At 33.5% G+C, this 22,810-nt stretch carries 22 protein-coding genes; 15 read left to right on the forward strand and 7 right to left on the reverse strand.

Going from position 1 to position 22,810, the window contains the following annotated elements:
• Positions 1-14: 14 nt before the first annotated feature.
• The gene (locus AO58_RS0107085) at positions 15-1,214 is read left to right on the forward strand and encodes an LETM1-related biofilm-associated protein (protein ID WP_024981041.1); all 1,200 of its coding nucleotides are present in this window, start codon (positions 15-17) and stop codon (positions 1,212-1,214) included.
• 59 nt (positions 1,215-1,273) lie between these two features.
• Here AO58_RS0107085 and AO58_RS0107090 read toward each other — a convergent pair whose 3' ends face one another.
• Together AO58_RS0107090 and ychF are read right to left on the reverse strand one after the other, a co-directional pair.
• Positions 1,274-1,744 (reverse strand): Dps family protein, encoded by a 471-nt coding sequence (locus AO58_RS0107090; RefSeq protein WP_024981042.1) that lies wholly within the window; start codon positions 1,742-1,744, stop codon positions 1,274-1,276.
• Positions 1,745-1,916: 172 nt separating this feature from the next.
• Positions 1,917-3,011 carry a redox-regulated ATPase YchF gene (ychF, locus tag AO58_RS0107095; protein ID WP_024981043.1) on the reverse strand — a complete coding sequence of 365 codons (1,095 nt, stop codon included), beginning with the start codon at positions 3,009-3,011 and terminating at the stop codon, positions 1,917-1,919.
• A 218-nt stretch (positions 3,012-3,229) separates the two neighbouring features.
• On the opposite strand from ychF, the gene AO58_RS0107100 reads away from it, so the two are divergent.
• Both AO58_RS0107100 and AO58_RS0107105 read left to right on the forward strand, forming a co-directional pair.
• Positions 3,230-5,899 (forward strand): TonB-dependent receptor, encoded by a 2,670-nt coding sequence (locus tag AO58_RS0107100; RefSeq protein ID WP_024981044.1) that lies wholly within the window; start codon positions 3,230-3,232, stop codon positions 5,897-5,899.
• Between the two features lie 93 nt (positions 5,900-5,992).
• Positions 5,993-6,742, forward strand: a complete 750-nt coding sequence (locus AO58_RS0107105) for a class I SAM-dependent DNA methyltransferase (protein ID WP_024981045.1) — start codon at positions 5,993-5,995, stop codon at positions 6,740-6,742.
• Between the two features lie 34 nt (positions 6,743-6,776).
• Here the strand turns inward: AO58_RS0107105 and AO58_RS0107110 are convergent, their stop codons facing one another.
• Both AO58_RS0107110 and AO58_RS0107115 read right to left on the reverse strand, forming a co-directional pair.
• A complete protein-coding gene (locus AO58_RS0107110) occupies positions 6,777-7,928 on the reverse strand; it encodes a hypothetical protein (RefSeq protein WP_024981046.1) in 1,152 nt (383 codons plus the stop codon).
• Between the two features lie 204 nt (positions 7,929-8,132).
• Complete coding sequence (locus tag AO58_RS0107115; RefSeq protein ID WP_024981047.1) at positions 8,133-8,483, reverse strand: 4Fe-4S dicluster domain-containing protein; 351 nt, start codon at positions 8,481-8,483, stop codon at positions 8,133-8,135.
• 145 nt (positions 8,484-8,628) lie between these two features.
• Between AO58_RS0107115 and AO58_RS0107120 the strand changes: the two genes are divergently transcribed.
• From AO58_RS0107120 to AO58_RS0107145, 6 genes are all read left to right on the forward strand, one after another.
• Positions 8,629-9,690, forward strand: coding sequence for an acyl-CoA reductase (locus tag AO58_RS0107120; protein WP_024981048.1), 1,062 nt, complete (start codon positions 8,629-8,631; stop codon positions 9,688-9,690).
• A gap of 90 nt (positions 9,691-9,780) precedes the next feature.
• The gene (gene serC / locus AO58_RS0107125) at positions 9,781-10,851 is read left to right on the forward strand and encodes a 3-phosphoserine/phosphohydroxythreonine transaminase (RefSeq protein ID WP_024981049.1); all 1,071 of its coding nucleotides are present in this window, start codon (positions 9,781-9,783) and stop codon (positions 10,849-10,851) included.
• Between the two features lie 190 nt (positions 10,852-11,041).
• Positions 11,042-11,992, forward strand: a complete 951-nt coding sequence (locus tag AO58_RS0107130; RefSeq protein ID WP_024981050.1) for a D-2-hydroxyacid dehydrogenase — start codon at positions 11,042-11,044, stop codon at positions 11,990-11,992.
• Positions 11,993-12,090: 98 nt separating this feature from the next.
• Positions 12,091-12,648, forward strand: a complete 558-nt coding sequence (locus AO58_RS0107135; RefSeq protein WP_024981051.1) for a DUF937 domain-containing protein — start codon at positions 12,091-12,093, stop codon at positions 12,646-12,648.
• A 115-nt stretch (positions 12,649-12,763) separates the two neighbouring features.
• Complete coding sequence (locus tag AO58_RS0107140) at positions 12,764-13,195, forward strand: DUF6146 family protein (protein WP_024981052.1); 432 nt, start codon at positions 12,764-12,766, stop codon at positions 13,193-13,195.
• A gap of 32 nt (positions 13,196-13,227) precedes the next feature.
• Positions 13,228-13,530, forward strand: coding sequence for a DUF6787 family protein (locus AO58_RS0107145; protein WP_024981053.1), 303 nt, complete (start codon positions 13,228-13,230; stop codon positions 13,528-13,530).
• 40 nt (positions 13,531-13,570) lie between these two features.
• Here the strand turns inward: AO58_RS0107145 and AO58_RS0107150 are convergent, their stop codons facing one another.
• From AO58_RS0107150 to msrA, 3 genes are read right to left on the reverse strand one after another with little or no spacing between them, the layout of a single operon-like run.
• Positions 13,571-13,873: a hypothetical protein gene (locus AO58_RS0107150; protein WP_051536631.1), complete on the reverse strand. Its 303-nt coding sequence runs from the start codon at positions 13,871-13,873 to the stop codon at positions 13,571-13,573.
• Positions 13,874-13,913: 40 nt separating this feature from the next.
• Positions 13,914-14,582, reverse strand: coding sequence for a GTP cyclohydrolase I FolE (folE, locus tag AO58_RS0107155; protein ID WP_024981055.1), 669 nt, complete (start codon positions 14,580-14,582; stop codon positions 13,914-13,916).
• A gap of 14 nt (positions 14,583-14,596) precedes the next feature.
• Positions 14,597-15,130, reverse strand: a complete 534-nt coding sequence (msrA, locus tag AO58_RS0107160; RefSeq protein ID WP_024981056.1) for a peptide-methionine (S)-S-oxide reductase MsrA — start codon at positions 15,128-15,130, stop codon at positions 14,597-14,599.
• Between the two features lie 153 nt (positions 15,131-15,283).
• Here msrA and AO58_RS0107165 point away from each other — a divergent pair, with 153 nt between their 5' ends.
• The 6 genes from AO58_RS0107165 to AO58_RS0107190 all read left to right on the forward strand — a co-directional run bounded on the left by AO58_RS0107165 (position 15,284) and on the right by AO58_RS0107190 (position 22,809).
• Entirely contained in the window at positions 15,284-15,946 is a 663-nt protein-coding gene (locus tag AO58_RS0107165; protein ID WP_024981057.1) for an ABC transporter ATP-binding protein, read from the forward strand.
• A 34-nt stretch (positions 15,947-15,980) separates the two neighbouring features.
• Positions 15,981-16,745, forward strand: coding sequence for a TIGR02757 family protein (locus tag AO58_RS0107170; RefSeq protein WP_024981058.1), 765 nt, complete (start codon positions 15,981-15,983; stop codon positions 16,743-16,745).
• Positions 16,746-16,948: 203 nt separating this feature from the next.
• On the forward strand, positions 16,949-17,875 hold the full coding sequence (locus AO58_RS0107175) for a hypothetical protein (protein WP_139225544.1): 927 nt from the start codon (positions 16,949-16,951) through the stop codon (positions 17,873-17,875).
• The gene (locus AO58_RS0107180) at positions 17,866-19,308 is read left to right on the forward strand and encodes a glycosyltransferase family 2 protein (protein ID WP_024981060.1); all 1,443 of its coding nucleotides are present in this window, start codon (positions 17,866-17,868) and stop codon (positions 19,306-19,308) included. Before AO58_RS0107175 ends, AO58_RS0107180 begins: the two co-directional genes overlap by 10 nt.
• 4 nt (positions 19,309-19,312) lie before the next feature.
• A complete protein-coding gene (locus tag AO58_RS0107185; RefSeq protein WP_074917610.1) occupies positions 19,313-20,578 on the forward strand; it encodes a YaiO family outer membrane beta-barrel protein in 1,266 nt (421 codons plus the stop codon).
• A 2-nt stretch (positions 20,579-20,580) separates the two neighbouring features.
• On the forward strand, positions 20,581-22,809 hold the full coding sequence (locus AO58_RS0107190; RefSeq protein ID WP_024981062.1) for a glycoside hydrolase family 20 protein: 2,229 nt from the start codon (positions 20,581-20,583) through the stop codon (positions 22,807-22,809).
• Position 22,810 lies beyond the last annotated feature (1 nt).

The raw sequence follows: 22,810 nt of genomic DNA on the forward strand, positions 1-22,810 counted from the left end.
TTTAAATTACAACAATGATTAACCCTTCAGCTCCAGGTTGGATAGACAAATACTTCATTGAACAACCCTTTTCTGAAGTGCTTTCCCAAGAAAGCAAGGCCTCTTTTTATCTAAAAACCAGAGATACAGGTTTTATTTATGGTCATATTATTGCTTTTAATACCATAAATCCGATCGAATCAAAAAGATGGTTCAAAGAAGAAATTTCAAAAATTGCGTTGTTAAATACACTTTATGGCGCTTATTGTTTATTTGAAAAACAGACCGCTCCTGAAGCTTTTATTGCTAAAACACTTGATTTTTACAACCAAATGAATCCTTCTGGGTTCAATTTGTTTAAAAAAATATTACCCAAAAGTAGCCGATCGCTTACACTTGAAAATTATATTAACGAAAGAGTACAAACCAATGATGGAATAATCAATAAAAATTTCTCTCATCTGGTAACTAATGCCCTTTTATTTATTGATGTTTTGGCGTTTTGTCGCTTTTTGCAACACGGAGAAATTCCAGAAAAATATTTAAAACGAATCGAAGAAACCGTAGTCAATATTGTTGCTTTAGCTTTAAAAATAAAAAGTAATAAAAGTAATTATGATGATTTACTGATCAAACTTTTTGAAGCTTCCGTTCGTTATTCTAAATTTTCTAAAAATGCAGTAGTTACCTTAGAATCGTTAGAATTAGACTATTTTAGTCATGAATTAGAGCGAAAATACTTGATTGATGTCACTGGAATGGCCTTATGGAGTGATGGTATTATAGAAAAAGAAGAAGCCTATTTCTTGTATACTTTAGGTAGTATCTTGAGCGAAACTGATGAATTTGTGGAAGCATCTATTCACCACACTAACGATTTTATCAGCAATCATAAAAAAGAGATTCCGTATTTTAATTATTCCAATCCTGTAAAACACTTTTACGATCAAACTACCGAAAGTGTTGTGAATTTAGTCACTCGAAACAAAAATAGACTGGTTAAAGAAATCATGGAGAGTAAAGAGTTAATGGTCTTGTTGGCTCACTCTACCCGAAGAGATTTGGACGAGAAAGAAAAGAAAAAAGTAAGAAAACAAGTCCTTGATATTTGCAAAACTATTCCTTCGCTTACTATATTTTTATTACCTGGAGGAAGTTTACTCTTACCTATTTTAATAAAATTTATCCCCACATTATTGCCTTCATCCTTTAATGAAAATCTCAATGAAGACTAATATAAAAAAAACGAAACCGTACGTTTCGTTTTTTTTTTATGAGTACTATCGGGATGAGTTTAAGCTAACCAAGCTTGCATCATCCAAATCGTTTTTTCTTGTTCTACAATAAAGTCACTCATCATAGAACTCGTCCCTTCATCATTAATTTCTGAAGCATTTGCTAAAATTTGTCTTTCGATAGTTAATAATGCGGCTAATGATTCCACAATTAACTGAATGGCTTTTTCATCGTTTGAAATATTTTTACCAATTTCGATTTTGTTGTGCTTGATATAATCTTCAAAAGTATGCAAAGGCGTTCCACCAAGGGTCAAGACACGTTCTGCAATTAAATCAATTTTAATTTGAGAGTCGTTATACAATTCTTCAAATTTCACATGCAAATCAAAAAAACGTTTCCCGCGAATGTTCCAATGCATTCCTCTTAAACTTTGATAGTACACTTGAAAATTAGACAATAAAACATTTAATTCAAGTACAATTTTATCCGTTTCTTCGATTGGCAATCCTATAGTATTTAGTTTCATAATGTAAAAATTTTTATGTTTTCACAAATTTACAACCTTTACTTGGTATCTCTTTCCCAACAAATTGTTAGTTTTTATCCTTAAATTGGATAAAACTATCCGTTAATGATAAATCATTCCACAAAAAAAGCCTGTAAACTCAATTACAGGCTTTCGTTTTGTGTTAAAAAAATTATACGTTAAATCTAAAATGCATTACATCTCCATCTTTAACGATGTATTCTTTTCCTTCTACTTTAAATTTTCCAGCTTCCTTACATTTGGCTTCTGATCCGTACTGTACAAAATCTTCATAAGAAATTACTTCGGCACGAATAAATCCTTTTTCAAAATCGGTATGAATAACACCAGCTGCTTGAGGCGCAGTAGCTCCGATGTTAATGGTCCAAGCGCGCACTTCTTTTACACCGGCTGTAAAATAAGTTTGCTGTTTTAATAATTTGTAGGCTGCACGAATTAATACTGAAGCACCAGGCTCCTTCAAGCCCATATCTTCAAGAAAAACTTGGCGCTCTTCGTAGCTTTCTAGCTCCGTAATATCTGCCTCTGCTCCTACTGAAAGTACGATTACCTCTGCCTCTTCATCTTTTACCAATTCACGTACTTGGTCAACATATGCATTTCCATTTACCGCAGAATTTTCGTCAACATTACAAACATACAAAACAGGCTTTGCTGTAATCAATTGAAAACTTTCCATCAAAACTTCTTCTTCATTACTTTGAGGAAAAATAGTTCTAGCCGATTTGGCTTGTAAAAGCGCCTCTCTAATTCGATCCAATAAAGCTTTCTCAGTTTGCGCCTCTTTGTTTCCCGTTTTTGCCGCACGATTTACTTTTTCCAAACGTTTTTCAACATTCTCTAAATCTTTTAATTGTAATTCGATATCGATAGTTTCTTTATCTCGAATTGGGTTGACGTTACCGTCAACATGCACAATATTATCGTTATCAAAACAACGTAAAACATGAATAATAGCGTTACACTCTCTAATGTTTCCTAAAAACTGATTTCCTAACCCCTCGCCCTTACTAGCTCCTTTTACCAAACCTGCAATATCAACAATATCAACTGTTGCCATTTGCACACGTTCTGGCTTTACCAACTCTTCTAATTTTTCAATTCTAGGATCGGGTACATTTACTACACCTATATTAGGTTCGATAGTACAAAATGGGAAGTTTGCACTTTGCGCTTTGGCATTTGACAAACAATTGAACAATGTGGATTTTCCAACATTAGGTAAGCCTACAATTCCTGCTTTCATAGTTTTTATTTTTCCGAGAATCAATTAACAATCCTCATTTTACTATTACATTTAAAAGTTTGCAAATATATGATTTAAAATATCCTAGTTGAAAACATTCTAAATTTAATTTAAATGACCATTTTAAAAAAAAATAAACAATCAAGATGTATTTTGTTAAAATTAAGCTATATTTAACATCATATTAACTTATTCAATAACCAAAAAACAACCATTTTATGAAAAAACTAAGCTTATTATTTTTTCTTTTATGCTCCTTTGTCATGGTAGCACAAAAAGAAGTAACTGGTATGGTAAAAGACAACCAAGGCAACCCGTTACCCGGTGTAAATATCATCGAAAAAGGGACTTCTAACGGTACCTCCACCGACATGGATGGGAAATACAAAATAAGGATTAACGAAGACTCCTTTTTGGTATTTAGCTATATTGGCTACACAACAGTAACTAAATCAACTGCAGGAATTGTACTTAACGTAACCCTAACAGAAGAAGGTTCTCAAAATCTTGAAGAAGTTGTGGTAACAGGTACAAGAACAGCGCCTAGAAGTAATACTACAACTGCTTTACCAATTGATGTACTTTCATCAAAAGATTTAGTTTCAACAGGACAAGCAACTTTTGACAAAGCATTGCAGTACAAAATTCCTTCTTTTAATACAGTACAAACGCCGGTAAACGATGCAACATCCTTATTAGATCCATATGAAATAAGAAACATGGGACCGAGTAGAACTTTAATTTTAATTAATGGTAAACGTAAAAACCTAAGTTCATTGGTGTATGTGCAAACATCGCCAGGACGTGGTGAAACTGGTGCTGATATCTCAGCTATTCCGACTGACGCTATCGAGAGAGTAGAAATTTTACGTGACGGAGCCTCTGCTCAATACGGATCGGATGCGATTGCAGGGGTTATGAATATCATTTTAAAGAAAAACAACAACTCTGGATCCGCTACTCTTAGAAGTGGTATCACCACAGAGGGAGATGGAGAAATGTTAGGCATTAGCATCAATAACGGAACTACTGTTGGTGAAAAAGGTTTTTTAAACTATACTTTAGATTTCTCAAAAGTAAAATTAGCCAATCGTCCAGGTACAGTTGATGCCGCTGGCGAAGCAAGTGACTTTGGTGCTGACTTATCTGACGTTCAAGCTTTTTTAGCAAAATATCCAGATGCTGGAAACATTAACGGGTCACCAGAAACACTTGCTGCAAAATTCTTAGTAAACGGAGGTCGCGATTTAAGTGATAAAACACAATTGTACTATAACGCTGCTTATGTGTATAAGAAAGTAAACTCCTTTGCCAACTACAGAACCCCTTACTGGAGAACATTAGACCCAACAAATCCATATCTAAATGATTTTTTCGGAAACGGAAATGATGCAAAACCGTCTTATAAAGGTTATGTACCTACATTTGTTGGAGATCTTAACGATTACAATGCTACCCTAGGTTTCAAAAACCAAACCAATGGATGGAATACTGACGGAAGTATCACTGTAGGTGGAAACAGTCAAATCTATACTGTAGAAAATTCTCAAAACAGATCTGATATTAAAGATAGTAACAACCAAAATGTATATAAAGAGAACTCTCCTATTACTTTCAAACCAGGTGGAACAAAATTCAACCATGTTGTTGGTAATATCGATATTTCTAAAAACTTATCCGACAAAGTTAGTATTGGTTTTGGATCAGAATTTAGAACAGAAACTTTTGAAGTGATCGAAGGAGAAAAAGCCTCTTGGGATGGCTTAGGCGCTGACTCCTTTGCAGGAAACAGACCTGAAAACTCTGGAAAATGGAATCGTTATAATTTAGGTTTCTATGCTGATATTGCTTTTGATGTTACTGAAGATTTTCTATTAAATGGAACGTTACGTCACGAAGAATATAGTGATTTTGGTGGAGCTACTGTGTGGAAATTAAGTACTCGCTACAAATTTCTTGATGATAAAATCACTTTAAGAGGATCTGTATCTACTGGATTTAGAGCCCCTACTTTACACCAAATTTATACCCAAAAAGCACAATATTCTTTCGTAGCTGGACAAGGTATTCAGGTAAGTGGAATTATAAATAACGTTTCACCACAAGCACGCATTCTTGGAATACCTTCTTTAAAAGCTGAAAACTCCACCAATATTACGGTAGGAATTGGAGCTAAACCATCCAAAAACTTCAACTTCACAATTGATTATTACAACATCAAAGTAGAAGACAGAATAGTATTAGGAGACAGACAAGACAAAACCATTAATGGTGTAGTTTCGAATGTAGCTTGGTTCTCCAACTCATTCGATTCTAGAACTTCTGGATTAGACTTTGTAGCTAATTACAACAATTTAGAAGTTGGATCAGGAAAATTAGGATTTAATTTATCAGGAAATATTACATTGCAAAACGAAAGAATTTCTGACGTAAGAAACAACTCTTTTGGACCTATTTTAGATGCATTGACTTTTACTTCAAGACCAGAAACTAAATGGATACTAGGTGCTAATTATGAAATTGGCAAATTTGGATTCTCGCTTAATAACACCTATTTTGGAAAAACTACTTTCAAGCAAGATGGTATGAGTAATGATTTGAGAACAGAATTTATACCAAAAATCGTAACCGATTTAGGAATTAATTTCAATGCTACTGACAAACTAACTCTAGCATTGAACGTGAACAACTTATTGAATGTTTTACCAGAATGGGAATTCAAAGCTGAAAATGCAGCGGGTCAAGCTATTTTAAACGACCCATTGCAAACCAAAGCACAATTCAATTTGATTACGTTTAACGGACGTTATTCTCAAATGACTTATGATGGATATCACTTTAGCCAATTAGGAACCATGTTAAACTTATCACTTAACTATAAATTCTAATTTTTTTTACAAATTAAAAAACAAAGGGTTGTCATTTCGACAGCCCTTTTCTTTTGAAAAATCACTATATTTATTGCACTTAAAAAATACAATATGAGTGATTTATACAAAAATGAAATGGCCAGCATATACGACGCGATGTACCAAACTTTCATTGATTATCCTCAAGAGTTTGAATTTTACAATGAAATTTTGCAAAAAAACAAGTGCCGATCGGTTCTTGAATTAGGAAGCGGAACAGGAAATTTAGCCCAACTTTTCTCAAACAACTTGATGGATTACACTGGATTAGACGTTAGCGAAGACATGATTGCAATTGCACAAAAGAAAGCACCAAACAGCTGTTTTATTCATGAGGACATGCGAGAATTTGTTTTACAAACCCCAGTACAAGCCATAATAATTACTGGACGATCTACCAGTTATTTAATTTCGAACGAAGATGTGTATTATTGCTTTGAATCGGTGCAACAAAACCTATGTGACAACGGTATATTTGTATTTGATTTTATCGATGCCAACAGATACATTCCATACACAGAAAAGAATACCAAAATACTTCACGAAGCCCAATACGAAGACAAGCAGTATTATCGAGAAAGCAATTGGAAAATTACAACTGCTGACAATTTTTTGATGGAATGGACTGCAGTGTATTACATTGTAAACAACCAACAAAAAGAAATCATAGCCGAGGATTTCTCTACGGTTAGAGTATTCACATTGAATGAAATGCAATTGTTTTTACAACTCAAAGGTTTTGAGATTTTAGAGGTCATTGATCGTAAAACATATGCCTATGACACCTTTGTGATCGTGGCTCAAAAAAAACAATCACGATAAGTTGCTCAAAGAATCGATGGAGCCTTAGTAAAACTTAGTTGGATTTGATCAACTCAATAATACGTTGTTCCTCATCGGTAGCCGCTAAGCCTGAAAAATCCCAGTAATTTGTCAAAACACTATTCCCTTTATTGATCAGGGTTTTATCCTTAAACACTTGTGGTTCTCTGTAGGTATAATTCTGATTGCTAAAATTGGTCGTCACCAAATAATTCTTAACCTCGATGTTTTTAATTCCTTTTTTATACTGCTTTTCAAAACCAATTTCTTCTTTGGAACTCACTAAAAAATAATTAGTATCTTCAACTCTGTAGGTAGTTTTAAAATCAGATTTATAAACATTTTTAGTCCCTTTTCTTTGAATCAAGTTATTAGCCAAGTTACCTTGAAATATTTTGGAACTTACTTCAATAATTAATTTCTTTTGATTGTCATAAATCACCCTATACTCGTCTAAAACCTCCTTTGAATTATCAAGTGGCGTGGCAGTTAACACATAATACGCATCATTTTCAGAATACGATCGAATCAAAAAGTAATACTTATCTTTAAATTTAGGATCTAAAACAGGAGCCAAATACTTAAAACTATAATAATTTTCCATAATATTATTTAAGTTGTAACCCAACAAATCAGGACTTACCTCTTGATCAATAGTACCAAAAGAGCGATTTTGCTCGACTAAAATAGTAGCATTCACTTTCTTTTGATTGGCAGCCAATTGAAAATTAAGCAATCCATCGGTATAATAAGAATAGACACCGTTGTGTTTAAAAAATTCACGACTATAAACTTTCAAACGAGCCGGAATATTTAGACTCTTAATGGAATTAGACACTAAGCTTTTTAGAATTTTTTGTGGGTGTTGTCGTGTCACAATTAATTCGTCTAATTTGTTAAGACTGCTTTTCAAATAAACAACTGCATTATTTTGCTTCAATACAGCCGCTTTTACTACCAATTCTTCATACGAAGGATGTGATAGTTTTAAAGCCGAGCCTCCTGTAATCATAAAGCTTACCTCACCCTGCTGATTACTCAACAAAATCTGTTTGGTTTTTAACACCAAAACCGAAACCTCTTCTATTGTCAACTGCGTATCGATATCTTTAATAAGTATCGTTTTCTCAACTTTTTGAGCCACGACCAAATTAGCAAACAAAAAGAAAAATAATACATTCTTCATAAACAAAGTTTTAATATTCAGAAAATTACGAAAAAGCATTTTACAACAACATAAACATATACAAAAAAACGTAATAAAAATACTAAAATTCAAAAATAAATCCCAATCCTTTAATCTAAGACCTAGGTGAATAAACCTGAACTTGGTTGTATAAAACAAAAAAACCTGAGTAAACTCAGGTTGTATAGGGTATCAAAAAACAGGCTATTCGTTATGTAAAAACGATTGTCGGTTCAATAATGTTTCATCAGATTCGACGTGGTTGTCATCAGGAATACAACAATCAACAGGACAAACAGCTGCACATTGCGGCTCATCATGAAATCCTTTACACTCTGTACATTTACCAGGTACAATGTAATACACTTCATCAGAAATTGGAGTTTGAGCCGCATCAGCATCAATTTCGGTACCATCGGGTAAAATTACCTTTCCTTTTAACTTGGTTCCGTCTTTGTAACGCCAATCATCCGCACCTTCATAAATTGCAGTATTTGGACATTCTGGTTCACAAGCCCCACAGTTAATGCATTCGTCTGTAATAATAATCGCCATCTTTAACTAAATTTTTTAATTAAAATCCTACTAAGTATTGTTTTTTAATTTGAACTTCATAATAAAAAAACAACTATTGTCATTCGCTTCTAAAAAGCCTATTTTTGTGCAAAATTACAATCAAAAGATTTCATACACAAGCAATATGACATTAGAAACAAAAAAAAGTAAATTTGTTGAATTGGGTAAATTCTTAAGTCAATTTCCTTCTTTAGAAAATCCAATCAAAAATGAAGCACAAGGCAACGATCTCTTTTTTGACGAATGTCTTAATCTAATTGCTCTTTCTCAGTCGCATAATGGTTGGTACACACCCGAGCAAGTTTGTTTCGCTTTTCAATCTTGGGCAAAGGCTTTGACTGAAGACAAATTAAACCAATGGCTTTCTAATTATGAATTAACAACTATATCGTCCAAAACCATTGCGCTGATATTGGCAGGAAATATTCCTTTGGTAGGTTTTCATGATTTTTTATCGGTATTGATTTCGGGACATAATGTTCTAGTAAAGACCTCTTCGAATGATCAGCATTTACTTCCGTTTATAGCGAAATACCTAATACACATTGCTCCTGAATTCAAAGAGAAAATCACTTTTGTGGAAGGAAAATTAGAAAATTTTGATGCCGTTATCGCAACAGGAAGTAATAATACTGCTCGCTATTTTGAATATTATTTCAAAGACAAACCATCCATTATTAGAAAAAACCGAAACTCGGTGGCATTGCTTACTGGTGAAGAAACTCGTGAACAACTAGAAGCTTTGGGAGAAGATATTTTCCGCTATTTTGGTTTAGGTTGCCGTAATGTTTCGAAACTATTTGTTCCCAAAGACTATTCATTTGTAGCCTTTTTTGAGGCCATTTTCAAGTATAAAGATGTAATCGAATATGAAAAATACGCCAATAATTACGACTATAACAAAGCCGTCTTTTTGATGAGTAATTTCAAGCTGTTAGACAATGGCTTTTTAACACTAAAAGAAGACCCTGGATACGCCTCCCCGATATCGAGTACGTTTTATGAATACTACGAAAACGTTGGAGTTATTACCGAGCGCTTACGTCATGAAAATGAACACATTCAATGTATTGTTTCCAATAATTTAACTACCAACAGCATCCCATTTGGCCACACCCAAACCCCTGAATTATGGGATTATGCAGATAATATAGATACTATTTCATTTTTACTAACAATAAAGTAAAAAATTGTATAATTATTTCGAATAATTCAGCTTGATTTCAGGTATGATTGTCGAAATTTGCATTTTTAAATTTTCGGATACTTACAAACCATGAAAAAACACAACTACAGCGCAGGACCCAGTATTTTAACTCAAGAAGTTTTTGAAAAATCAGCACAAGCTATTTTAGACTTCAATAACTCAGGGTTATCCATTTTAGAAATTTCACACCGCAGTAAAGACTTTGTTGCCGTAATGGAAGAAGCGAGAGCTCTTGCTTTAGACTTATTGGGTCTAACAGGCAAAGGCTACCAAGCTTTATTCTTGGCCGGAGGAGCTAGTTTAGAGTTTATTATGGCGCCTTACAACTTGATGAAAGAAGGAGGCAAAGCGGCCTATTTAGATTCTGGAACTTGGGCTAGTGCTGCCATTAAAGAAGCTAAAACTTTTGGAGAAACGGTAATCGTGGCATCCTCCAAAGAACAAAACTACAATCATATTCCAAAAGGGTATACTGTGCCTGAAGATGCAGATTATTTTCACTGTACGAGCAACAACACCATTTTTGGAACACAAATGAAAGAATTTCCAAAATTGAATATTCCAATCGTATGTGATATGAGTTCGGATATTTTTTCGCGTGTTTTGGATTTCACACAATTTGATATTATTTACGCAGGTGCTCAAAAAAATATGGGACCAGCAGGAACAACTTTAGTAGTGATTAAAGAAGAGATTTTGGGCAAAAATGGTCGCGTGATTCCAAGTATGTTGGATTATGCTAAACATATCAAAGCAGAGAGTATGTACAATACTCCACCAGTTTTCCCAGTATACACTTCGCTATTGACTTTACAATGGTTGAAAAACTTGGGAGGTGTAGCTGCCATCGAAAAAATCAATAATGAAAAAGCGGCTTTATTGTACAATGAAATCGACAGAAATCCATTGTTTAGAGGAACAGCTGCTATAGAAGACCGTTCGAATATGAACGTAACTTTCTTATTGAACGACGAAGCGCATAAAGACACTTTTGACGCAATATGGAAAGCTGCTAACATTTCTGGTCTTCCAGGACACCGTTCTGTAGGAGGTTATAGAGCATCTATCTACAATGCGATGCCAATAGAAAGTGTTCAAGTTTTGGTTGATGTTATGAAAGCGTTGGAAGCTGCGGTTTAATCGCTTAAACCAAATTTTCTTAAAAGCACATTCCCCTAGCCCCGATAGCAGTGGATATCCTTTTCTATTTTTTCTTTAAAAATAGAAAAGATAAGAACGGATAGCGGGATTAGCTCCAAAAAAAATAAAAATATAGTATAGTTGATTCTTTGCCACAAACAAGGAATTAGAGAAACAAAATAAAAACAAAATGAAAGTATTAGCCAATGACGGAATTTCAAAAAGTGGAATTCTAGCTTTAGAAAAAGGTGGTTTTGAAGTAATCACTACAAAAGTGGCGCAAGAACAAGTAGCCAATTTTATTAATGAAAACAACGTAAGCGTTATTTTGGTAAGAAGTGCTACCAAAGTGCGCAAAGACATTATCGATGCTTGTCCTGGTATCAAAATTATTGGACGTGGAGGTGTTGGTATGGATAATATTGATGTGGACTATGCAAAAAGTAAAGGAATTCACGTAATCAACACTCCTGCTTCTTCCTCAGAATCGGTGGCGGAATTGGTTTTTGGACATTTGTTTACAGGAGTTCGTTTTTTACACGATTCTAACAGAAATATGCCTCTTGAGGGAGACTCAAATTTTGATGGTTTGAAAAAAGCCTATGCTAATGGTACTGAACTAAGAGGAAAAACTTTAGGAATTGTAGGTATTGGACGTATTGGTCAAGCTACTGCAAAAATGGCTTTAGGACTAGGTATGAAAGTTATCGCTGCCGATAGCTTTATCCCTCAAGTTGATATTAAAGTGGAGTTTTTTGATGGGCAATCTATAACAACTACAATTGTTTCTCAATCTTTGGAATCATTGTTTCAAGAAGCAGACTTTATTACTTTGCACGTACCAGCACAAGACGGATACATCATTGGTGAGGAGCAATTGGCTACTATGAAAGATGGAGTAGGAATTGTAAATTGTGCGCGTGGTGGTGTAATTGACGAAGTTGCTTTAGTAAAAGCTTTAGACAGTGGAAAAGTTGCTTTTGCAGGTTTAGATGTTTTTGAAAGCGAACCAAAACCAGAAATGGCCATTTTGATGCATTCTAAAATTTCGTTGACACCTCATATTGGTGCTGCTACAGGAGAAGCTCAAGACAGAATTGGAACAGAATTAGCCTCACAAATTATTGCATTGTTAGGATAATTTTAAGCCTTCAACATACCAAAAGGGTAATTTATTAACAGTAGTTATAAATTACCCTTTTTTATTTAAATTTGAGAATACTTTAAATCTAAAAGACTATGTTTGAGCAATTAACACAATTAGTACAGCAATTTGGAGAGGATGCTGTTGTGAAAAACAGCGCTATCCCAAATGAGCAAAACGAAGCTGTCTTACAAGAAGCTGGAAGTTCAATTTTTTCAAGTTTACAAAAAATGGCTTCTGAAGGAGGAGTTGAGCAATTGGCAGGTTTGTTGCAAGGCAATACTGCTCAGGATAGTTCGAATCCTGCAGTCCAACAAATCACGCAACAACTTACTGGAAGTTTGAGTGAGAAATTCGGAATAAGTGGAGAAGCAGCATCTGGTGTTGCTGGAGATATGATTCCGAAAATACTAGGAGGATTGATGGGCAAAGCCAATGACCCAAACGATAGTTTTCAAATTTCGGATATTATTGGCGCAATTGCTAGTAATAGTGAACAAGCTGGCGGTATTATGGATACTATTTCTAAGTACGGAACACAATTTGGTTTAGACCAAAATGCAGATGGTAAAGTAGATATTAGTGACGCCATGGATTTAGCAAAAGGCAGTGGCGGGATTGGAGGAATACTCGGTAAATTATTTGGTAAATAAAAGCTAAAAACATAGAGAAAAGCGTCATTTCCTTAAAAGAAATGACGCTTTTTTATGATAGAATTTACATTTTTCAGGCTCAGATTTTGTAAATTTCGATTTCAATAGTTAAGCCATGAAAAAGATAGCTTTTATAATAGTGCTTATTGCAATACTTGGCGCTTGTTCGACTCCAAAAAACAATCTCGCCTCTCTTCCTGCCACCGCTGCCGTTAAAGGAGACACGGTAAGAATTGCTAATGATTCACTTGAATACGAGGTTATCATTATTGACCCTGGCTTTAGCACTTGGTTGAATTCTATTGCGCTTCCAAGAGGTTATTATTCGCAATTTTATTTAGAAAATAAGAACCGATTTTATATTACAGAATGGAACAATAGAGCGCAACAACCGTTACGATTTGACCCAAATTTATATGAAATGACAATAAATTATGACCCACAGATAAATTATGGATACGAAGTGAATTATTTAATCTACAATTATATGATTTATTTCCAAAATCGATACCAGCAAAGGCTATTTGGCAATGTCCCAATACGATAATCTTAGTATATTTGTACAATTGACACTTTAGAATGAAAAAATTAAAAGAACGTTGGGGAATAGAAAGTAACTTTCAATTAACATTAATTTTTATTGTTTTTGCAATCACTGGTTCAGCATCCGCATGGTTATCTAAACCTTTTTGTTATTGGCTAGGTATTACCAAATCTGATTTAGGACTTTGGTTCACTCCTGTCCGACTCCTACTTATTTTTCCTATTTATCAAGTACTTTTAGTTTGCATAGGATTTTTGTTTGGTCAATTTCGATTTTTTTGGGCTTTCGAAAAAAAAATGCTCCGAAGTATGGGACTCGGTTTTCTTTTCAAAACATAAAAAAAAGCTTCCTTTCTGAAGCTTTTTTTGTTGCTATTAATTAAGAATTTTTCTGTTTCTTGATGAGATAAGTGTATATCCAAGTCAAAGTAAACGTGGGAATAACATCCGAGAAAGGAAAAGCTTCTTCTACAAATGTAATCGCTCCTACTACTTTGCCTACACTTCCTTTGTACATCCAGGTCATCAGAAAACCCGCTAAAGGTGCCCAAATAACATCTGAGAATTCACCAATCAATGGAATGGAAAAAGAGAGCATCCCAATGGCATCAAACAAGATACTTAAAAATAAATGTCTTTTTTTTAGAGAAGCTTCAGCGCTAATTTCTGCTTGGTTTGTCATTTTTTAATTTTTGAAAAAGTCCAAACAAAAATAGTGCCTTTTATTCTTGCTTAATCATATTGAAGAAATCATTTCTATTTTCTTTTTCATTAAAAATTCCTCCATATTGAATGGTAGAGGTAAAACTAGTTTCATCTTTGATTCCACGGCTTGAAACGCACAAATGTTTGGCTTCCATAACAATGATAACGTTATCCGTCTCCAAAACAGTTTTTAATTCATTAAAAATTTGCATAATCAAGCGCTCTTGAACTTGGGGACGACGAGAATAATAATCAACGATTCGGTTCAATTTTGACAAACCAATCACTTTTCCGCTAGAGACATAACCAATGTGCGCTTTACCCACAATTGGCAAGAAATGATGTTCGCAAGTAGAGTTGAAATTAATGTTGGCTTCAACCAACATTTTGTCATAATGATAGGTATTCTCGAAAACCGAAATTTTGGGTTTGTTTTTAGGGTCTAAACCACTAAAAATTTCTTGAATGTACATTTTAGCTACACGAAACGGGGTACCGCTCAGGCTATCATCTGTCATATCCAATCCCATTTCTTCCATAATGGCGTGAAAATGATGCTCAATTCGTTCCATTTTCTGGGCATCCGATTTTACAAATGCGTCAGCTCTAAGAGGTGTATCTGCACTAGTGGCTTGGTGATTATCACCTAAAATTTCAATTAATTCTCTGTCTAATACTGTGTTCATATTTTAGGTGTTATTTATTTTAATAATCTAGTAAACGATTCAGAAAGTTTATTCATTTTGGGAGTAATGACGTAATGACAATACGATTGTTCCTTATTGAGTTGATAATAGTTTTGATGATACGATTCTGCAGGATAAAACTTTGAAACTGGTGAAAGCTGAGTAACGATAGGGGAATCAAAAACTTTAGCTTCTTCTAATTGCTGGATATAGGCCTCAGCAAGTAACTTTTGATTGTCCGAATGATAAAAAACTTCACTTCGGTATTGTGTTCCTACATCGGCGCCTTGTCTATTGAGTGTTGTTGGATTGTGTGTAGCAAAAAATACTTCTAAAAGAGTTTCAAAAGCAATTAAGTCCTGATCATATGTAATTTGAATAGCTTCTGCGTGTCCTGTTGTACCTGTACATATTTGTTGGTAGGTTGGATTTTCAACAGTACCTCCAATATAACCCGATACTACTGATTCTACTCCTTTGAGCTGTAAAAAAACAGCCTCGGTACACCAAAAACAGCCTCCAGCAAATGTTGCAATCGATTTATTCATTAAAAATTGAATTATAATTTTGTTTAACAAAAATAGTAATTAATTAAACAAAAAAGATGATTTAACTAAATATTAATAAATGTTACCATAAAGAAATTTTATAATAGTTGAGTGGCAGACAAAATCTTTGTTTCTTTGTAAAAATAGATTGGAATGATACTTGCAAAAAACATACATAAATTCTACGACCAACTTGAGGTTTTAAAAGGAGTTGATTTACATATCACTAAAGGAGAAATTGTATCTATAGTGGGAGCCTCTGGTGCTGGAAAAACCACTTTACTTCAAATACTTGGCACTTTGGACAGACCGACTTCGAATGAAAATTCAAGTTTGTTGATTAATGGAGAAGATGTCTTGAAAATGAACGACAAAGCTTTGTCACGTTTTAGAAATTTAAACCTTGGGTTTATTTTCCAATTTCATCAGTTATTACCTGAATTTACCGCATTAGAAAACGTATGTATTCCTGCTTTTATAGCTGGAAAAAACAAATTAGAAACAGAAATTGAAGCAAAGAAATTATTGGATTATTTAGGGCTTTCGCATAGACATCATCATAAACCTAACGAATTATCAGGTGGTGAACAACAACGAGTGGCGGTAGCTAGAGCATTAATCAATAAACCCGACATCCTATTTGCAGATGAACCTTCAGGGAATTTGGACACTACATCAGCAGAAAATTTGCATCAACTCTTCTTTAAGCTTAGAGACGAGTTGGGACAAACCTTTGTTATTGTTACACACAATGAGGAGTTAGCCAATATGGCCGATAGAAAATTAGTGATGGTTGATGGGCAAATTAGTGCTTAGCGATTAGAACCCAAAAAAGCATTTATTTAAAAATATGACTGAGGCTGAACTTAAAGACTTTCTTAACGAAAAAGTACTACAATACAACACGCTTGACTTTATAGAAAGTGATCCGGTTCAAATTCCGCATTTATTTACTCAAAAAGAAGATATCGAGATTGCAGGTTTCTTGAGTGCTACTATTGCTTGGGGCAACCGCAAAATGATTATCAAAAACAGCATCAAAATGATGGATGTGATGGGTAATTCTCCCTATGATTTTGTTTTATCGCATTCAGAACATCATTTAGAAAAACTCAATACATTTGTTCACCGTACTTTTAATGGACAGGATTTTCAATCTTTTATCAAAGGATTGAAACACGTTTATAACAATCATGGTGGTTTAGAATCTGTTTTTGCAAAACATCAAGAGGCAACAAGTGTCCAAAAAAGCATACATGAATTTAAAAAAGTTTTTTTTGAAGCCAATCAACCTCAAAGAAGCCAAAAACACATATCCGACCCGCTGAATAACTCAGCAGCGAAGAGAATTAACATGTATTTGAGGTGGATGTGCCGACAAGATAACAAAGGTGTAGACTTAGGTATTTGGAAAAGCATTTCCACTTCCAAACTTTCGTGTCCGCTTGATGTTCATTCTGGAAATGTAGCAAGAAAACTAGGCCTTTTAACCAGAAAACAAAATGACGCTAAAGCACTCTATGAACTCGACACTCAACTCCGACTTTTAGATCCAAAAGACCCCGTTAAGTATGATTTTGCCTTATTTGGACTAGGCGTTTTCGAGGACTTCTAAACACATAAACCTGTAAAAAACAAAAAGTTACCAATATTTTTACTACATTTGAGTAACAAATCTTTTTTATGGGTGCTTTTTTATTTTATATAAAAAATTTCGCTATTCCCATCTTGGTTATTGTAATTCTATTTGTTAGTATTCTTTTACTAACAAAAAGATTTTATAATCAATGGCTGTATCGCCTTAAAAAAAAGTATAGAGTGATCATTCAACAATTCTTAATAGAAATTGTCATACATGATTATGACAAACAAGAGCTTAAAGCTAAACTTAAAGACTTTCGAAAAGCAATTCCATTTAAAAGAAATTGGTGCAAAATTATCGTTATCAATGAGATGATCCGATTAAAAAAGAATATCAAAGGGGACAAAACAACTATTATTTCGCTTTTGTATAAAAGCTTAAACCTCAATAAATATTCTTCAAAACTGATCCATGATTTTAGACCTTATAAAAAATGTATTGGTTTTTATCATTTTCAGATGATGAAATATACCAAAGGAAAACATCAAATCTTACCTTTCTTAAATAGTGAAAATGATTTAATTCAATCCAATGCCACTATTAGCTTCATAGCACTTATTGATTTAAATCAAGAACAATTATCTCATGTTCCTGATAAAATTTCAAAACTCAATCAAATCAAAATAATGGATATTTTCTTTGAAATCAAAAAAGACTATCCCAAAAACCTTGATTTTTTTTTAGAAGCTGATAAAAGCTCCTTAATTGAATTAGGATTAAAAATAGTCACCTATTTTAATAACAGAAACGCTTCAAAAAGAATCATTCAACTTTTGAATTACCCAGTTGAATCTACGAGAATAGAGGCATTAATTGCAGCTAGCAAACTCTACCTTCAAGAAGCTGAAGAACCCATTCTAAATAAAATAAATATCTATTCAAAAAAAGCTCAAATAAAATGCTATTGGTGTTTGGCAGAAATAGGTTCTCATAGCACTACAACGTATATAAAATCTAGCTTTAAACACATTAATGATCCAGAGATACAATTAGCTGCAATGTATTGCATACTAAAAATTGATCCAATTTTAGCCCAAAACATGGCTTCTTGTAATAATGAGTATTCCAAAATGTTACAACACGTGAAATCGCTATGGATGTAATTAAAAACATAGTAGACGTTTTTTTATCTCTGTATGAAATTTTCATAGCAATTTTCTCTTTTTCCTACATTTTTTTCTATTTATGTTTAGCAATATTATCATACATCGCAATCCTAAAACACATTAATAACAAAAAATTTTTAGAAGATGATGTTATTGCGCGTTCTAATTATATGCCAGGTATTTCTGTTATTGCCCCGGCCTATAATGAAGGAATTAATATTGTTTATAATGTAAAATCTTTATTGTCATTAACCTATCCTAACTATGAAATTATTATCATAAACGACGGGAGTACTGACGATACACTTGAAAAACTCATCAACGAATTTGAATTAGAAAAAATTGATTTTTATTATCAAGAAAAAATAAAAACGCAACCTGTAAAAGGCCATTACAAGTCTAAAAATCCAGTCTACTCAAAACTCCTGATTGTAGATAAAGAAAATGGCAAAAGCAAAGCAGATGCCTCAAATGCTGGCATAAACTCGTCACAACATCCCTTGTTTTTGTGTACTGATGTTGATTGCATATTGAAAAGAGATACCCTACTCAAATTATCAAAACCTTTTATAGAAAACGAAAAAAGAGTTATTGCTACTGGAGCTGGTATCCGTATCTCTAATTCTTGTGAAATAAAAGATGGATTGCTAGTGAAAGTTCATTTTCCTAAAAAATGGTATCCACGATTTCAAGAATTGGAATATGTGCGTTCTTTCATCTTTGGGAGAATGGCTTGGAGCCAAATCAATGGATTATTACTCGTTTCAGGTGGATTGGGGATGTTTGATAAAGAAATTGTAATTGCCGCAGGAGGATATTGGCACAAATCTCTTGGAGAAGATATGGAATTGATTACTCGCATGAGAAAATATATGCATCATAAAAACGAACCTTTTTTAATACGATATATACCAGAATCTTTATGTTGGACAGAGGTTCCTGAGACTAAAACTATTTTTATTAGACAAAGGGTGAGATGGGCCAGAGGCTTAGTCCAGACCCTTTATTTGCATAGAAAAATGTTTTACAATAAAAAATATGGTCGAACAGCATTTGTCACCTTACCTTTCTTTTTTGCTTTTGAGTTTTTAGTTCCTATTATTGAATTTTTAGGAATAATAGTTCTGATATTAAGTTATGCTTGGGGACTTATAAATTTTGATTTTCTAGTCATCATGACCGCCTTTGTATATTTAGTTTATTTATGCATCACCTTGATGTGTATCTTAATTGACGAAACATTATACAGAAGTTATGCCAATTACAAAGAACTTCTTATTTTAATTGGAATGGCAATCATTGAACCTATTGTATACCATCCTTTAACCATTTTTACTTCATTAAAAGGATATTGGGATTTTTTTAATCAAAAAGAACAAAAATGGGGAGTTATGGTTCGAAAGGGATACGAACAACCTAGACAAACCTAAAAACATGAGATATTACTATTGTTATTTCCGATTCATTTACACAATGATACTCTTTTTGGGGACAATGTCGGTTTGTGCTCAAAAATTAAATACAGATAGTTTGCTGGTTGTGATTATTTCAGACATGAAAACATCCAATAATTATCAAAAAAATATAGAAAAATGCCTATTAGGAAAAAAAATAGCACCAGACTATTTAGATTATCAATTGCTCCTTGGTAGAAACTATGAATTCACAAAACAAACCGATAGCGCACGATATTATTACCAAAAAGTAATGGATAAAAACCCAAAATACGAAGATGCCTTTTTATATTCCATTAACTTAGACATCCAAGAAAAAAAATATAATCAAGCACTAGAAACCACCGAAAAAACGATTATTTTACATTCAAAATCAATTCTATTTTATCAAAAAAAATCCGAAATCTATGGTTTACTTCAAGACAGAGAACAACAAATAAAAAGCCTAAAAGAAACACTCGAAATTTTTCCCTACGATCCTCAAACCCGCTCTGCATTAGAACAACTTCATCAAGAGAATAAGAACAACAGAATGGGAATTAACTATAATTACACTACTATAAGCCGACAAGAAATTGGCCCTTGGCATTTGCTCAATCTAGAATATGTTAATGATCAAAAATGGGGTTCTATAATAGGTAGAATTAGCTATGCTGAACGGCATGCCATCAATAATTTTGTTATTAAAGGCATGCAATATGAACTAGAATCCTATTATAAAACAAGTAAAAGAAGCTATACTTATTGGGATGCTACTTACAGTAACGACCTTGTCTTTCCGAAATACAAACTTGGAGGCTCTTTCTATTTAAATTTCAAAAAAGGATGGGAAACCGATTTAGGACTTCGTTTCATCAAAACGCAAAACCTTGATGTCTTAACAATGGTAACTGGAGTTACTAAAACTATTGGGCCTTATTGGCTGTCTTTTAAAGCTTATCTTAACAACAATAAAAAAAGATATAATCCTGTGTTTTCTTTAAACAATCGATACTATTTTGATTCTAAATACGATTATGCCACACTAAATTTAGGTTTTGGAACGTCTCCTGATGAGAGAACCACCATAGCCCAATTACAAAATCGACTCAATTTAAACTCCTACAGAATGGGTATTGGCTATTATAGACTTTTATTTGAAAAATTCATTACCGGTATTCAATTCAACTATAATTATCAAGAATACATTCCTAACGAATATCAAAATGAATACGAACTATCGCTATTATTACATTATAAATTGTAGCTATGAACTTAAAAACAAAACTTTTACTGTTATTTATCAATGGAATTATTTCCTTAACTACTAGTATGGCGCAATCTAATACCATCCAAATTTCGAATCAGCAAAAAAAAGTAGCCATCACCTACTCTTGCGCTGAATCCAAATTCGCTGCTGAAATACTCTATTCGTTTGTAGAAAAATCATTTCCCAACACTTTTGAAATAAGCAACACTAAAACGTCTAATAACGATACTACAATTATTCTTGAGATAGAAAAAAAGAATAAAGAATTAAAAGATCAAGAGTTCATACTAAAAAGTAACACTCTAAGTATTTCTTTACTTGCTACCAATTTAAAAGCGTTAAAATATGCGGTATATACATTGTTAGAAAAATGGGAATTTAGAAAATTCAGCAGTACTGTAACCTATGTACCCAAACCAATATCGTTTTCTTTTCCTCAAAACTTTTACCAAAAGTACTCGCCATCGTTTACCTACAGATACCTGCTTTATCCTGATTGCTATGATGAATCCTTTAGAGAATGGCACAAACTTGATTGGCACCAAGACGACTTTGGCCTTTGGGGACACACCTTTGATCGCCTAGTCCCTCCCAAAGACTTTTTCAAAAAAAATCCTAAGCTATTTGCACTTTACAATGGGAAAAGAAGAGCTGAATCCCTATGCATGACCAATGATACTGTCGTAAAACTAGTCTCCGACTATTTAAAAAAGGAAATAGACCAAAAGCCAAATGCCAAATTTTTTTCTATTAGCCAAAACGATGATGTGATACATTGTGAATGTCAAAAATGTAAAGATTTAAATTCAAAACACGGAGGTCCTCAGGGCGCTCTCTATCATTTTTTGAATGTAATCGCAAAAAAGTATCCAAAAATACAAATAAGTACTTTGGCCTATTTACACACTTTCAATCCTCCCACTAATCTAACTATAGCTCCTAATATTACCACTATATTCTGCCCAATAGAAATGGATCGTGGTCTTCCTATATCTCTAGAAAACAGAAATAAATCTATTGCCAATACGCTGAATCGATGGGGAAAAACCAACAAAAATGTATTGGTTTGGGATTATACCGTTCAATTTTCAAATTATTTGTCTCCTTTTCCAAATCTTTCGTATTGTAAAGAAAACTACACAAAATTCAAAAAAAGTAATGTAAAGGGAGTATTTGTTCAAGGCTACGCAGATGTACCAGGAGACCTTTCTGAACTAAGACAATATCTTCTAGCAAAACTACTTTGGGATACCAATATCGATGTTCAAACCACAACCGCCGATTTTCTGAGAGGATATTATGGAAAAGCAGCCAATTCTATCCAAGAGTATTTAAATCTACTTTCGTCAAATCAAAAAAAATCAAAAGCCTATCTCGATATTTATTCTGGTCCTATACAAAACAGAAATACGTATCTCACACCAGAAGCAATGGATCAATATGATCAAATTTTGGAAGAGGCTTTAAATGCTGTCACAAATGATAACCTTATCAAATCTAGAATAGAAAAATTAAGACTCTCCCTAGAATACGTTTATTTCGAACAGTCTAAATTTTATGGTACCGATGCGCATGGCCTTTTTGTAAGTGATGAAAATGGTAAAAAAATGGTTAGAAATGGACTTACCGAGAGAGTGCTTCAATTTAGCCAACAATGCAATAAAATGGGCATCTATGAATTAAGTGAAGGAGGAATTTCGCCAAATAAATATTATGAAGATTGGTTGGTGATTAGTAAAAATACCACCCAACATTTGGGAGAAAAAATGAAAATCAATATACTAACATCTCCAGCCCCTGAATATGCAGGCAAAGGAGCACAAGAATTAATGGATGGCATAAAAGGGTATCATGATTTTAACATCAATTGGATGGGTTGGTATGGCACAAACCCAGAAATAGAAATCAATCCCAATGCGATAGCGTTCAATACCATAAAAGTAACGTTCCTAGAAGATCAAAGACATTGGATTTTTCCGCCCAAAGCTTTGACGATTTTGGGGCTAAAAAACAAGCATTGGGAGACAATCACCACTAAAAAAGGAGAACCTATAATTGAAAATTATGATATTACACCTAAAACATGGGAAATAACAAATCCTAATTTTAGAAAATATAAAAAAATTAAATTAGTCATTCAAAATCAAGAAACAGTGCCTAGTTGGCGTTTTCGTAAAAACAAAAAACCAATGATAATGTTGGATGAAATCGAAGTTTTTTTGAATTAAA

The sequence above is a fragment of the Flavobacterium succinicans LMG 10402 genome, assembly GCF_000611675.1.
Classification (GTDB): domain Bacteria; phylum Bacteroidota; class Bacteroidia; order Flavobacteriales; family Flavobacteriaceae; genus Flavobacterium; species Flavobacterium succinicans.